Origin of the sequence: Bradyrhizobium sp. HKCCYLS20291 (genome assembly GCF_051167715.1) — a bacterium.
Classification (GTDB): Bacteria; Pseudomonadota; Alphaproteobacteria; order Rhizobiales; family Xanthobacteraceae; genus Bradyrhizobium.
Window position 1 is genome coordinate 56,160 of the sequence record NZ_JBNPTO010000004.1, and the last position, 13,849, is coordinate 70,008.

Below are 13,849 nucleotides of genomic sequence, written 5' to 3' on the forward strand. Positions count from 1 at the left end.
GCGGAAGCACCTGTCCGGAGACAATCCCCATTATGAGCTCGCAGATCCACGCCAAGATTTCCGGCCCCATCGTGATGATCGGCTTCGGCTCGATCGGCAAGGGCACCCTGCCCCTGATCGAACGCCATTTCGACTACGACAAGAGCCGCTTCGTCATCATCGATCCGCATGACGACGGCGCGCTGGCGAAGAAGCATGGCGTGCGCTTCATCCAGCAGGGCGTGACCCGCGACAATTACCGCGAGCTGCTGGTGCCGCTGCTCACCGCCGGCGGCGGCCAGGGCTTTTGCGTCAACCTCTCGGTCGACACCTCCTCGGTCGACCTGATGACGCTGTGCCGTGAGATCGGCGCGCTCTACATCGACACAGTGGTCGAGCCGTGGGCCGGCTTCTATTTCGACAAGCAGATGGGCGTCGAGCAGCGTTCGAACTACGCGCTGCGCGAAACGCTGCTGGCCGCCCGCCGCAAGAGCCCGGGCGGCACCACCGCCGTGTCGACCTGCGGCGCCAATCCCGGCATGGTCTCCTGGTTCGTCAAGCAGGCGCTGCTCGACATCGCCAAGGACACCAAGACCGAGATCGTCGAGCCGAAGAGCCGCGAGGGCTGGGCGCAGCTGATGCAGAAGCTCGGCGTCAAGGGCGTGCACATCGCCGAGCGCGACACCCAGCGCTCCAGGAACCCGAAGCCGATGGACGTGTTCGTCAACACCTGGTCGGTCGAGGGTTTCGTCTCCGAGGGCATGCAGCCGGCCGAGCTCGGCTGGGGCACGCATGAGACATGGATGCCGGAGAACGGCCGCCGCCACGCCGAGGGCTGTGGCGCTGCGATCTACCTGCTGCAGCCGGGCGCCAACACCCGCGTGCGCTCGTGGTGCCCGACGCCGGGCGCGCAATACGGCTTCCTGGTGACCCACAACGAGTCGATCTCGATCGCCGACTACTACACCGTGCGCGACGGCGACAAGGTCGTCTACCGCCCGACCTGCCACTACGCCTATCACCCGGCCAACGACGCGGTGTTGTCGCTGCACGAGATCTTCGGCGCCACCGGCAAGATGCAGGAGAAGTGGCACATCCTGGATGAGAACGAGATCGTCGACGGCATCGACGAGCTCGGCGTACTGCTCTACGGCCACGGCAAGAACGCCTATTGGTACGGCTCGCAGCTCTCGATCGAGGAAACCCGCCGCGTCGCGCCGTATCAGAACGCGACCGGCATGCAGGTGTCGTCAGCCGTGCTCGCCGGCATGGTGTGGGCGCTGGAGAATCCGAACGCCGGCATCGTCGAGGCCGACGAGATGGACTTCCGCCGCTGCCTCGAGATCCAGACGCCGTATCTCGGCCCGGTGAAGGGCTACTACACGGATTGGACCCCGCTGAACGACCGCCCGGGCCTGTTCCCGGAGGACATCGACACGTCAGATCCCTGGCAGTTCCGGAATATTCTGGTGCGGTAAATCTCAGCTGTCGTCCCGGACAAGTCGCGACGCGCATCAGCGCGGCGCGGCGCCGATCCGGGACCCATACTCCGCGGCGCCCGTGAGGCGCGAGCTGGAGCGGCCAGCCTGCCCCAAACCCCTCCCTGTGGTTATGGGTCCCTGCGTTCGCAGGGACGACAGCGGAGTGTTTTGCGACAGCGTGCCCTAAGATCTCGCCCGAAAACCGTCGCGCACCACAACAGGTGGCGCGGCCCAATCACCGATGTCGTCCCGGCGAACGCCGGGACCCATACCGCGGATGCTATCGTGGGACCTGGCTGTCAGCAGCCTGCCTCAGGACGGCCGGTGGCTACGGGTCCCGGCGTTCGCCGGGACGACAGCGGAGTGTGTGGCAGACAGCGAGCCACAGAACTGTTGTCGTCCCTGCGAACGCAGGGACCCATACCGCGGATGCTATCGTGGGACTTGGCTGTCGGCGGCCTGCCTCAGGACGGCCGGTGGCTATGGGTCCCGGCGTTGGCCGGGACGACAATGGAGGTTGTCGAGGTGCCCAAGGCCCATCGGCCTACTTCTTCTCCATCGGCGGCGCGACCTTTTCGGCGGGGGCGGGCGGCAGGGCCGGCTTGGCGCCCTCCTGAACGGCGGCAGGATCGGGCCGCGCTGGCTCGGGGGCCGGCGTGGTTGGGCGGGTGCCGCCGGGCTTGGACTCGGCCGGCGTTGCCGATGGCTCGGGCGTCGCCTGGGCCATCTGGTCGAGGTGACCGGCCTTGATCTCGACGATCGAGACGATGGCCACGAGCGCGCCGAGCCCGAGCAGGCCGACCGCAAGCAGCAAATCCCTGCGCAATGTCTTCTTGCTGTTGATCGAGGCCATGGCTGTCATCCGCATCATGTGATGTGCGTAACAACCGTCTGGCCACCGCGAGGTTCCCTTTCCGCCTGCGCCGCTATGCCCCATCAGCCACTGGAACGGCTCATCAGAGCGGCAACAGCCCCGCCTCGCCGCTCTCATCGGAGAACGCCAGCCACGTCCCCGCGGCATTCCAGCCCAGCGCCACCACCGGCGGGGTCTCGTTCCGGCGCACCAGGATCTCGGCGCCGTCCTGCATCCGCACCATCAGCACGGTGCCGTCCTCGTAGCCGCAGGCCAGGATGTCCTGCTTGGGATGGCAGGCCACCGCGGTGACCTTGGCCTTCATCGGCGCCAGCATCGCCGGCTCCTTGCCCATCGGGCCGTCCTTGCCGACGAACGGCCAGAGGATGACCATGTCGGCGCCCGACGTGGCGAGGAAGCGCCCGCCGCTGCCCCAGGACATCGACTTCACCCGCGACGGGTAGCCGGTCATCCGCATATGCCTGCTATCGGCGAGGCGCCAGCCATGCAGCGCCGCCTCGTGCATCGAGGTCACCAGGAATTTGTTGTCCGGGCTGAAGGTGACGCCGAGATGCGAGCCGGCCCAGCCGAGAAACTCGGGCTCGCCCGCCATGTTCGGAAACCACAAGGTGGCGCCGTTGTAGTGCGCGATCGCGAGCCGCAGGCCCTTTGGCGCGAACGCCAGCCCGCCCGCGGTCGAGGGCACCTCGAGCGACTTCTCCTCGCCCTTGGGCGCACGCACGAACGCGGTCTTGCCGACCGACCAGGCGATCGCGCCGTCCGGATGAACCGCGACATTGTCGATCCAGCGCCGCTTCGGATCGGTCGCGAGCACGCTCACGCTGCCCGCCTTGTCGAGCGACGAGACCTTGCCGTCATCGCCGCCGAACAGGATGCGCGATCCATCGGACACCGCCGACAGGATGCCGCCGCCTGTCACGTCGACCTTGCTGATCTCGCCCTCGGTGTCGACGACGGCGACACTCTCCTCGGTGCCGACGAAGGCGGCGCGGTCGCCGAGATAGTGCACGGCCGTGACCGCCATGCCGAGCGAGACCGGCTTCACCTTGTCGGTGACGGAGACGATGGATGCGGCCTCGCCGCCCTGATCAAACGAGCTCATCAGGATACGATGCAGCGCTCGAAGCCTTCGCGGATGGCGTCTTCCGGCAGCTCGCGGCCGATGAAGACGACGCGGCTCTGCCGCGCCTCGTCGGGCTTCCATTTCCGCTGGTGATCGCCTTCCAGCATCATGTGCACGCCCTGGAAGACGTAGCGGTCGTCATCGTCCTGGAACGACAGGATACCCTTGGAGCGCAGGATCCTGCCGCCCTCCGTCTGCACCAGGTTCTGCAGCCACGGCATGAATTTCGACGGATCGAGCGGCTTGTCGGAGCGCAGCGACAGCGACTGCATCTCCTCGTCGTGATAGTGCTTCAGGCCGTGATCGTGATGATGGTGATGATCATGGCCATGGTCGTGATCATGATGGTGATGATCGTGATCGTCGCCGGCGTTCAAGAATTCCGGCTCGATTTCGAGAATGCGGTCGAGATCGAACGCGCCGCGCTCGAGCACGTCCGAGATCGCGATCTGGCAACGCTCGGTGCGATGCAGCCGGGCATAAGGGTTGATCGCGCGGATGCGTGCCTCGACCTCGGCGAGCTCCGGCTTGGTGACGAGATCGGTCTTGTTGAGCACGATGACGTCGGCGAAGGCGATCTGGTTCTTGGCCTCGGGGGCATCCTTGAGCCGGTCCGACAGCCACTTCGCATCGGCGACCGTCACCACCGCATCGAGCCGCGCATTCTTCTGCACGTCCTCGTCGACGAAGAACGTCTGTGCGACAGGCGCCGGATCGGCGAGCCCGGTGGTCTCCACGATGATGGCGTCGAACTTGCCCTTGCGCCGCATCAGGCCGGAGATGATGCGCACGAGATCGCCGCGCACGGTGCAGCAGATGCAGCCGTTGTTCATCTCGAACACTTCCTCGTCGGCGCCGACGATGAGGTCGTTGTCGATGCCGATCTCGCCGAACTCGTTGACGATGACGGCGTACTTCTTGCCGTGGTCTTCGGAGAGGATGCGGTTGAGAAGCGTGGTCTTGCCGGCTCCGAGATAGCCGGTCAGGACCGTCACGGGGGTCTTGCTCACGTCGGACATGCTCACTCCGAAAACTGAAATCGCGTCGAATGGCTCAAAGCGCACGGTCCGCGAGGGCTCGAAAACCCTAACGGACCAGCGCGCTCGTCAGGGCCCTTATATTGTGCCTGACCATGGCAATGTAAGTGGGAACGGGGCCCTTTTCACCGCTCAGGGCATCCGAATACAGCGTGCCGCCGATCTTCGCCCCGGTCTCGGCCGCGATCCGGCCGACCAGCCGGTCGTCGTTGAAATTCTCCAGGAAGACGGCCGGAATCCCGGCTTTTTTCACCTGGCGGATGATCTCGGCGACATCGCGCGCCGACGGCTCGGTCTCGGTGGAGACGCCAAGCGGGGCGATGAAGGCGATGCCATAGGCGTCGGCGAAATAGCCGAAGGCGTCATGGGTCGAAATCACCTTGCGCCGCTCGGCCGGGATCTTGTCAGCCTCAACGCGCACCTCACGATCGAGCGCCGTGAGCTCCGCCAGATAGCGCTCGGCATTGGCCTTGAACATCTCGGCATCGGTGGGATCGGCCGCGACCAGCGCGTCGCGGATATTCTTCACATAGACCATCGCGTTGCCGACCGACTGCCAGGCATGCGGATCGGCATCCGAGCCGCGCTTGCGCGGGGCGATGCCCTGGGTCGCCGTGATGATCCTGGCCTTGCTGCCCGAGGCCTGCTGCAGCCGCGGCAGCCAGCCTTCGAGGCCGAGGCCGTTGACGATCAGAAGCTGCGCGGCGCCGACGTCCTTCGCATCGTGCGGCGTCGGCGTGTAGACGTGCACGTCGCTGTCCGGCCCGACCAGCGAGGTGACCTCGACCTTGTCGCCGCCAACCTGGCGGGCGAAGTCGGCGAGAATCGAGAAACTCGTAACGACGGTCAGCCGCGTCGTCTCGGCCGCCGCGGGCACGACGGTGCAGAGGCTGAACAACAGGCTCAGGACAGGCAGCAGGCGCTTCATGCGGATCGACTTCACGCTTCGAGATGGCGTCCCGGAAACAGTTGCGGAACGACGCCGCCGACGCGTCCGAACAGCACCGAGCCGAGATAGAGCAGCGACGCGACCAGGATGATCGCCGGCCCTGAGGGAATGCGGGTCTGGAACGACAGCACCAGACCGATGTAACCGGATACGATCGCCGAGGCGACCGCGATGCAGATCATCGGCGTGACGTCGCGCGACCAGAACCGCGCGATGCCCGCAGGCATGATCATCAGCCCGACCGCGAGCAAGGTGCCGAGCGCCTGGAAGCCGTTGACGAGATTGACCACGATCAGCCCGAGGAAGATCAGATGGGCCGGCGCGCCGGCGCGGCTGACGGTACGCAGGAACAGCGGGTCGACGCTTTCGACCACGAGTGGACGATAGATCACCGCGAGCACGACCAGCGTCAGCGTCGCGTTGGCCGCGACCATCAGCAAGGTCGGGTCGTCCATCGCCAGGATGTTGCCGAACAGCACGTGCAAGAGGTCGATGTTGGTGCCCTTGACCGAGACGATGGTGACGCCGATCGCGAGCGACGCCAGATAGAAGGTCGCGAGCGACGCGTCCTCCTTCAGCCCGGTCGAGCGTGACACCAGTCCGGACAGCAGCGCCACCGCAAAGCCGGCGATCAGCCCGCCGGTGGTCATCGCGAACAGATTGAGGCCCGAGAGCAGGAAGCCGATCGCCGCACCAGGCAGGATCGCATGCGCCATGGCATCGCCGACCAGGCTCATGCGCCGAAGCATCAGGAACACGCCGATCGGGCCGGAGCCGAGCGACAGCGCGATGACCGCGGCGAGCGCGCGGCGCATGAACTCGAACTCCGAGAACGGAGCGAACAGCACCTCGCGCAGCATCACGCCGCCTTCGAGGCTTGCGCGGGCACGCAGGGCGCGGCCGCGTCGTCGAAGGCCTCGCACATCCGCCGCGCCTGCAGGAGATTGTCCGACGTCAGCACGTCCGCGGTCGGCCCCCAGGCCACCGCCTCTCGCGCCAGCAGCAGGGTCTGCGGAAAGTGCGCGCGCACCATGTCCATGTCGTGCAGCGCCGCCAGTACGGTGCGCTGCTCGCCGTGCCAGTGCTCGATCAGTTGCAGCAGGTCGGCCGAGGTTTTCGAATCCATCGCGTTGAACGGCTCGTCGAGCACGATCACGCGGGCATCCTGCAGCAGCACGCGCGCGAACAGCAGGCGCTGCATCTGGCCGCCGGAGAGCGTGCCGATGCCGCGGGTCTCGAAGCCGGTGAGGCCGACCGCGGCGATGGCGTGGGCGATCTTGTCGCGCGCCGCGGCGCCGATGCCGCCGAAGATGCCGACGCTACGCCATAGGCCGGTGCTGACGAAATCGAACACCGAGATCGGAAAGGTCCGGTCGATGTCGGCGATCTGCGGAAGATAGGCGATCTCGCGCGGCTTCAGGCCGGCGACGGTGATGCTGCCGGCGAGCGGCTTCAGCAGCCCGACGATGCCGCGAAACAGGGTAGACTTGCCGGCGCCATTGGGGCCGACGACCGCCAGCAGCGCGCCCGGCGCGACCTCGCCGGAGAGGTGATGCACGGCCGGATGCCGGTCATAGCCCAAGGTCACGTCACGGAATTGCAGTTGCGCCATCGCCGTGATCACCGCATCGCCATGATGACGATCACCCAGAGCACCGCGCTGGCGGCCAGCGCCGCCCCCAGCCGGGTCGCCACCGGCATGCGCAGGATCGACCACGGCGCCGGCTGCGCCGGATGCGGCGCGGCGGGGTCATGGCTGTGGCCATGGGCGTGGTTATGGGCATGGCTGTGCCCATGCGCGCCGTGCGCATGGCTATGGCCGTGGCTCTGGAGGGCGGACTGCGTCATTTCGTCATGATGTTACATTATAACATCACGCCTGTCCACCGCAGGTGGACGACGTTTTCCTGCTTGGACGGTCCGAGCCACCCGCCTGACGAGGAGGCGAGGTCGAGCCGCGACAACGGTGCGCTCCCTCGCCCCGTTCTTCACGGGGAGAGGGCTGGGGTGAGGGGCAGCGGCACGGGTGGTGTCAGTGAGAGGCCTTCACGAACTTCATCATGAAGGACCTCGCTTCGGGGGGAGAGGTCACTTGCAGCAGCGGATGAAATCAGTTTGACGGTTGCAGCTCTTGCTCCCAACACCGCCCGCGTGGCTGCCCCTCACCCCGACCCTCTCCCCGTGAAGAACGGGGAGAGCAACTGTGCTTTGAGGTAGGCCGGCGATCGGCCGGCCTCAAGGCTGGCGCGAGACGCGCCCCCGCCTTCGGCGGCTGAAGGCCTTGACCCCGTCCGCTCGCCGTCCTGTGGGCTTGGCATGCGCTCGGTCGCGGACCGAGCGCGGTAGAGCGCTCGATCAGCTCACCGCAGTCCGTAGCGGCTTGGGATTCCACCTCTCACCGCGAGCGATCATCGTGTTGAGGATGATGATCAGCTTGCGCATGCAGGCAATGAGCGCAACTTTCGGCTCCTTGCCCTTGGCGATGAGGCGCTCATAGTAGACGCTGAGCACCGGATTGTGCTGCGTCGCCGCGCCGAGGCAGGGAAGGAACAGGCCGTTTCTCACCCAACGTCGTCCGCCCTTGATGTGACGCTCGCCGCGGCGCTTGCCGCTGTCGTCATCATAAGGGGCAACGCCGATCAGGGCAGCGGCGATCCTGTCACTCACCTTGCCGAGCTCTGGCGCTCCTGCAATGAGGAGCGCGGAGGTCGTGCCCGCGAGCCCCGGCACACTTTCGATGATCTCGGCGCGCTCGGCAAATTCCGGTGTCGCCTTGACCTTGGCGGAGATGGCAGCCTCGAGCTTCGCAATCTGGGCCGCGAGCGTCTTCAACACCTGGGAATGGGCCTTCTGCGCCAATCCCGGCACAACATGCTCGGTCTGGTTCTGTAAACGAGTTTTCAGATCCATCAGGTTCTTGCGCGCCTTCACCAGCCCCGCCAGTTCCTCGCGTGCAGCATCGTAGGTCTGGCTCGGTGCCTCGTCGAACGTCTCGGCGAACCAGGCAATCATCTCTGCGTCGATCGTGTCGTTCTTCGCCAGTCGTCCCGCCGACAAGGCGAAGCTACGAACCCGTTTGGGATCAACGATCCGCACCTCTATCCCGGCCTCGCGCAGCGCCTTGGCCCATTCGCGCTCATAGCCGCCGCTGGCCTCCATGACGGCCTTTGTCACCTTGTGCTTGCGAAGCAAGGCCACGAGTTGGCGGTGCCCGTGCGAACTGCTCGGGAACGTCTGCCGTAAGCCGAGCTTGCGAATGCAGCCGTCGACCTTGTCCTTGGCGACATCGATGCCAGCGACACCGTTTACGATTTGTGTCATCATCCACTCCCTTCCTTGCCTTGTATGGGCTCGAAGCCCTTGCAACTGTTCGGGTTGAGGAAGATCACCGGCGCTGTCCCAAGCTCTCATACAGGCTCTTTCGCTTTAGGGGCGCTACGGGCTCAGCTCCAGCGACGGGCGGTTTTGCGAGAACCGCCCGTTTGCGCATTCTGGCAGATCTGGCGCACACAAGGGGGCGCACCGGCATCGCGGCAGGCATTTGGGCCATCGCTTGCTGGCCCTCAGCTCAAGACCCGCACCAGGGCCAGACCCGCGAACAGGCCGGCGATCGAGATGCCCACCGAGCCCAGCACGTAGACCGCCGCCAGCCCCAGCGCGCCGCGCTCGTAGAGCAGCGCGGTGTCGAGCGAGAACGCGGAGAACGTCGTGTAGCCGCCGAGGATGCCGGTCATCAGGAACAGCCGCCAGTGCTGGGTGGCGCCGCCCTTGAAGGCGAGGTAGCCGGCGATCAGGCCCATCACGGTCGAGCCGGTGATGTTGATGATGAAGGTGCCCCAGGGAAAGTCGGTGCCGAGCGCACGGGCGCTGGCCATGTTGATCGCATGGCGAAGCGAGGCGCCGCAGCCGCCGCCGACGAAGACGAGAAGATAGCCGAACAGCTGATTCACGGACCCTGACCTTGCATCGGTGGGAGAACGAACGCCCTGCCCCTTGACCATCGCGAGCAAAATTCTTGCCGAAATGCCGCTTCGCTGGCAAGGACCGCCCGCTCATTGTCCAGTCACGAAAAAGGGCGGCGAGCTTAGCGCTCACCGCCCTCCTCCGTCGATCACGAGAGATCAGACAGCCTTGCTGTAGAGCTCTTCGACATATTCCCAGTTGATCAGGTTCTCGACGAACGCCTTGAGATAGTCGGGACGGCGGTTGCGATAGTCGATGTAGTAGGAGTGCTCCCAGACGTCGCAGCCGAGGATCGGGGTCGCGCCGTGCACCAGCGGGTTCTCGCCGTTCGCGGTCTTGGAGATCTCCAGCTTGCCGTTCTTGACCGACAGCCAGCACCAGCCCGAACCGAACTGGCCGACACCGGCGGCGGCGAAGTCGGTCTTGAACTTCTCGAAGCCACCGAGGTCCTCGTTGATCTTCTTCTCCAGCGCGCCCGGCAGCTTGGAGCCGCCACCATTCGGCTTCATCCACGACCAGAAATGGATGTGATTGAAGTGCTGGCCGGCATTGTTGAAGACGGCGGGGTTCTTACCGAACGAGCCCTTGACGATCTCCTCGAGGGACTTGCCTTCGAATTCAGTCCCCTTGATCGCATTGTTGCCGTTGGTCACATAGGCCTGGTGATGCTTGTCGTGGTGGTACTCGAGCGTCTCCTTGGACATGTAGGGGCCGAGGGCTTCATAGGCGTAAGGCAGGGGGGGCAGCGTAAAGGTCATGGGGGCGGTTCCGCAACTTGTGGGAAGACGGGATTTAACGGGACCTCCTTATAGAAGGTTCCGAACTCCTAAACACTGTGATTCTGGAAAAAGCGAGCCGTTTTGATGAGCATCGAAATCGAGGTCCTGAATGGCGACGCCTCCTGGCCGCAGGCCAAGCCGCTCTATGATGCGATCTGGCCGCCGGAGGTCGTCGCCACGTTACCCTGGGCCGGTATCACGTTTGCGCATGCCGACCTGCGGGTGCTGGTGCTGGACGAGGCCGGCGATGTGCTGTGCCATGTCGGGATCTATCGCCGGCTGGTGAAATGGAACGGGCAGAACGTCAACGTCGCCGGCATCGGCGGCGTCTTGACGCGCGCCGATATGCGCAATCGCGGCCTCGCCACCGTGGGCCTCAACGCCGCGATCCAGACGCTGCGGCACGAGGACTCCATCAACTACGCCCTTCTGTTCTGCGCGCCCGACCGCATCCCCTTCTACACCGCCCGCGGCTTCATTCCATTCGACGGCGAGGTCTACGCCGAGCAGCCCAACCAGGGCCGCATCCGCTTCGACACGCTGTCCACCCTGGTCCACGACGTCAAGCGCACCGCCCCCACCCGCGGCACCATCGACCTTTGTGGATTGCCGTGGTGAGGGACGGGCAGACTCTCACGTGTCACCTCGGATAAGCGCGCAGCACGCGCGCGCGCGCGAGAGAGAGAGAGACACACAGACAGAATAGAGAGTGAAAGCAAATAGTCCGCAAACGCGGCGATGGGCCCCCACCAGCGCGGCACGACCGCTGCACTCCCTCTCCCCGTTCTTCACGGGGAGAGGGGCGGGGTGAGGGGCAGCCGCACGGGTAGTGCATGTGGAGAGATCTCAAACTGCCGCGTGGATTGCATCCGTCGAAGTCACAAAACTGCAGCTCTGATTATTCACACCACCCGTGTGTGCCCCTCACCCCACCCCTCTCCCCGTGAAGAACGGGGAGAGGGAGCACAGCGTCTCTGCCGCGCCATCTCGCTTCTCTCTTGCTCGCTTAATCTCTCCCAGGTTGGCAGCCAGCTTGATCTTCCGAAAAAAACAATTCTCTTGCATATTTTCCGAAATCATGATTTCCTCTCCGCATCCCGCCTCACTGCGAGGGGCGTTGCGCGCGATCGTCACGACACGCGAGGCGGGGAGGCGATGGCCGCGGGAGATCGCAGCATCCTCTTCAAGCGAGGGTGCGGACGAACGATCGCTTGCGGACGTGAAGTCGCAGCGTCCTGATACCCCGACGCTGGTATCAACTCGGCGCAATGCTAGCGCATTGCGCTGGGGATGGTGGCCAACAAGCCCGGCGCACCAGGGAGACTGCGTATAAGCGTGAGACTGTCGCGCAGGGAATGCCGGATGACCGGCTTTACCTGTGGTACCTGCCGCCTGCATTTTTTCTGCAGGCGGGCCATGGGTGAGGCCTTCACCCGGCATTCCCTGCGCCCTTGCACTCTCTGTGAGGGACAAACTGATCGCAGACCTCGGGCGTGATACGCCGCGAGACCGTTTCACTACGTCCATGCTGTTTGAGATGTGAAGCAGTCTCTTTCCACGCGTCGTCCCGGACAAGCCGTGACGCGCGTAGCGCGGCGCAGCGCCGATCCGGAACCCATACGCCGCAGCAGGCATGATGGGCGAAATGCCAATGACCAGCGTGCCTCAAACCACTCGCTGTGGATATGGATCCCGGCGTTCGCCGGGATGACAGCGGAGTGTGTTGATGCAGTTGCCCGATCCTCCGCCGTTGCGACGGCGGAGGATCGATCCGGGCGCCGCCATGAGACAATGGAGCAAGGATTTGAGACAGTCGCCAGCTGATGCACCCGATCGTGATGATGACACTCTGGACAACTTCACCTCTCCTGATTGCAACGTCACCGTTTGCTGTTATGGAAGCGCGGTTTCAAACGGGGGTGAAGATGATTTGGAATTTACGTCTGGCTGGTCTCGCATTTGCGGCCCTCGTGATCGCGCAGCCGGCCATGGCGGCGGACGATCCGTCGGGCACCTGGCTCACCCAGGCCGGCGATGCCAGGATCAAGGTCGCCAAGTGCGGCGCCAATCTGTGCGGCACCGTCGTGTGGCTGAAGGAGCCGATGGATACCGACACCGGCAAGCCGGCGGCCGACAGCAAGAACCCCAATCGCGCGCTGGCCAACCGCCCGATCATCGGACTGCAACTGTTCGAGGGCGTTCACCCCGACGGCCCGAACAAATGGTCCGGCAAGATCTACAATGCCGATGACGGCCAGAGCTACAACAGCCACATCTCCGTCGCCGGCCCGGATACGCTGAAGGTCGAAGGTTGCGTCGGTGCGCTGTGCGGCGGCGAGACCTGGACGCGCGCGCGCTGATCGATCGTCAGGCGGCCGCGGTCTTCAACGCGGTCGCAGCCGACGCGTAGCCGCCCTGCGCACCATCGATGAAGTGCACGTGGTCGGGGCGGATCGCCGACGGCGTGAAGCAGGTCATCATCGCCGCGCTTTGGCGATGCAGCCCGTAGCGGACGATGCCGCTTGCCGCAGCCGCGCTGAGGCGCCGCTCCAGTTCCTGGGCGAGCTGCTCGGTGCAGTCGAGGATCATGCGCAGGGCATCGTCGTATTTGCGGAAGTCGGAATTCTCGACGACCTGCTGCTTGTAGAGGTCGGGCACGAAGCCGCCGATGCTGATGCCGAAGCGCATGACGGTGTAGACGAACAGCGTGCGCCCGAGCACGCGGACCCAGCGCGAGAATGTCGGTCCGCGCCCCGCGCGCACCTCGTAGCCCAGACCTTGCGGCGGCCAGGTCAACGCCGGCCCGCCCGCCGGCACCGGACGGCCGGCCTCGGGACTGCGCTCGGTCAGCGCGATGATGTCCTCGATCGTCCTGCGGAACGCATGCGCGTCGCCGCCCGCCGCCGGCAGCACCAGCACCGAGAGGATGAGACCGCGCGCCGACGGCATCTCCTCGAACCGGCACGACAGGCCGGACAGGTCCGGCTGCGCGCCGGGCGGAGCCTTCGGGATCGCAAACTCGCCGCGCTTCATCGCCGCCTCGGCCCAGCCCAATCCGCCACCGGCAAACATCGCGTAGGACAGGTTGGCCGACGGGCCATAGCGCGCCACGCGGACATCGAGTCCCTGGGCGCGGATGGCGCTGACCGGCACCAGCGCAATGCGCATCGCCAGGCCGAGGTCGTCCTCCACCCAGCTGGCCGTGGCCGCCAGCGCGTCACGCGCAGCATCGGCATCGCCGGGTCCGACCGCGAAGCTCGCGCCATCGCCGCCGAACACGAACGGAAATTCGCGCCCTTCGAGCGCATTCGTCACCGCGGCAATGATGGCCGCCCCGGCCATGTTGACCGCCTTGTAGCGCTTGTCGGCGATCGCCTTGGTCGAGTCGACGATATCGGCGACCCCGATCATCCAATCGCCGGGCAGCGGCGCGTACAGCGCCGGATCCATGAGCCGCGCGAAGCTGCGAAACACCGGGATCGAGGCGTAGTAGTCGGCAGCGCTGGTGTTCGCCATTGCGAGGTCATCCATCCAGATTGCGCTCTCAAAGAGGAGTTACGGAGATGGCTGTCAAGCGGGTTCAGACGACCAGCCGCCCCGCGATCCGCATGACGATACCAGCTGGCGTCGATCCGGCCCGGCGCCGTCGACGACCGGCCTGCTG

General features: G+C 65.4%; 14 protein-coding genes. 3 read left to right on the forward strand and 11 right to left on the reverse strand.

Translation table 11 applies throughout. The features are described from left to right. Positions 1–32: 32 nt before the first annotated feature. On the forward strand, positions 33–1,457 hold the full coding sequence (locus ACQR07_RS11080) for a homospermidine synthase (protein ID WP_434902342.1): 1,425 nt from the start codon (positions 33–35) through the stop codon (positions 1,455–1,457). 547 nt (positions 1,458–2,004) lie between these two features. On the opposite strand, the gene ACQR07_RS11085 is transcribed toward ACQR07_RS11080, so the two are convergent. The 10 genes from ACQR07_RS11085 to ACQR07_RS11130 form a co-directional block, all read right to left on the reverse strand. Continuing rightward, the gene (locus ACQR07_RS11085) at positions 2,005–2,313 is read right to left on the reverse strand and encodes a hypothetical protein (RefSeq protein WP_434902343.1); all 309 of its coding nucleotides are present in this window, start codon (positions 2,311–2,313) and stop codon (positions 2,005–2,007) included. Between the two features lie 103 nt (positions 2,314–2,416). Further along, the gene (locus ACQR07_RS11090) at positions 2,417–3,436 is read right to left on the reverse strand and encodes a WD40 repeat domain-containing protein (protein ID WP_434902344.1); all 1,020 of its coding nucleotides are present in this window, start codon (positions 3,434–3,436) and stop codon (positions 2,417–2,419) included. Continuing rightward, positions 3,436–4,476, reverse strand: a complete 1,041-nt coding sequence (locus tag ACQR07_RS11095; RefSeq protein WP_434902345.1) for a CobW family GTP-binding protein — start codon at positions 4,474–4,476, stop codon at positions 3,436–3,438. The genes ACQR07_RS11090 and ACQR07_RS11095 overlap by 1 nt, the downstream gene beginning before the upstream one ends. A 67-nt stretch (positions 4,477–4,543) precedes the next feature. Continuing rightward, complete coding sequence (locus ACQR07_RS11100) at positions 4,544–5,422, reverse strand: metal ABC transporter substrate-binding protein (protein ID WP_434902346.1); 879 nt, start codon at positions 5,420–5,422, stop codon at positions 4,544–4,546. An 11-nt stretch (positions 5,423–5,433) separates the two neighbouring features. Beyond that, positions 5,434–6,303: a metal ABC transporter permease gene (locus ACQR07_RS11105; protein WP_434902347.1), complete on the reverse strand. Its 870-nt coding sequence runs from the start codon at positions 6,301–6,303 to the stop codon at positions 5,434–5,436. Then, on the reverse strand, positions 6,303–7,055 hold the full coding sequence (locus ACQR07_RS11110; protein WP_434902348.1) for a metal ABC transporter ATP-binding protein: 753 nt from the start codon (positions 7,053–7,055) through the stop codon (positions 6,303–6,305). Before ACQR07_RS11110 ends, ACQR07_RS11105 begins: the two co-directional genes overlap by 1 nt. An 8-nt stretch (positions 7,056–7,063) precedes the next feature. After that, positions 7,064–7,291 carry a hypothetical protein gene (locus ACQR07_RS11115; protein WP_434902349.1) on the reverse strand — a complete coding sequence of 76 codons (228 nt, stop codon included), beginning with the start codon at positions 7,289–7,291 and terminating at the stop codon, positions 7,064–7,066. A 507-nt stretch (positions 7,292–7,798) separates the two neighbouring features. After that, positions 7,799–8,854, reverse strand: a complete 1,056-nt coding sequence (locus ACQR07_RS11120) for an IS110 family transposase (RefSeq protein ID WP_434902350.1) — start codon at positions 8,852–8,854, stop codon at positions 7,799–7,801. A gap of 152 nt (positions 8,855–9,006) precedes the next feature. Then, positions 9,007–9,393 carry a fluoride efflux transporter CrcB gene (gene crcB / locus ACQR07_RS11125; RefSeq protein WP_434902351.1) on the reverse strand — a complete coding sequence of 129 codons (387 nt, stop codon included), beginning with the start codon at positions 9,391–9,393 and terminating at the stop codon, positions 9,007–9,009. 171 nt (positions 9,394–9,564) lie between these two features. Beyond that, positions 9,565–10,164, reverse strand: a complete 600-nt coding sequence (locus ACQR07_RS11130; RefSeq protein WP_434902352.1) for a superoxide dismutase — start codon at positions 10,162–10,164, stop codon at positions 9,565–9,567. Positions 10,165–10,269: 105 nt separating this feature from the next. Between ACQR07_RS11130 and ACQR07_RS11135 the strand changes: the two genes are divergently transcribed. Both ACQR07_RS11135 and ACQR07_RS11140 read left to right on the forward strand, forming a co-directional pair. Next, positions 10,270–10,803, forward strand: coding sequence for a GNAT family N-acetyltransferase (locus ACQR07_RS11135; protein ID WP_434902353.1), 534 nt, complete (start codon positions 10,270–10,272; stop codon positions 10,801–10,803). 1,307 nt (positions 10,804–12,110) lie between these two features. Further along, a complete protein-coding gene (locus ACQR07_RS11140; RefSeq protein WP_434902354.1) occupies positions 12,111–12,545 on the forward strand; it encodes a DUF2147 domain-containing protein in 435 nt (144 codons plus the stop codon). Between the two features lie 7 nt (positions 12,546–12,552). Here ACQR07_RS11140 and ACQR07_RS11145 read toward each other — a convergent pair whose 3' ends face one another. Continuing rightward, entirely contained in the window at positions 12,553–13,701 is a 1,149-nt protein-coding gene (locus ACQR07_RS11145; protein WP_434902355.1) for a DUF3095 domain-containing protein, read from the reverse strand. Positions 13,702–13,849: the final 148 nt, after the last annotated feature.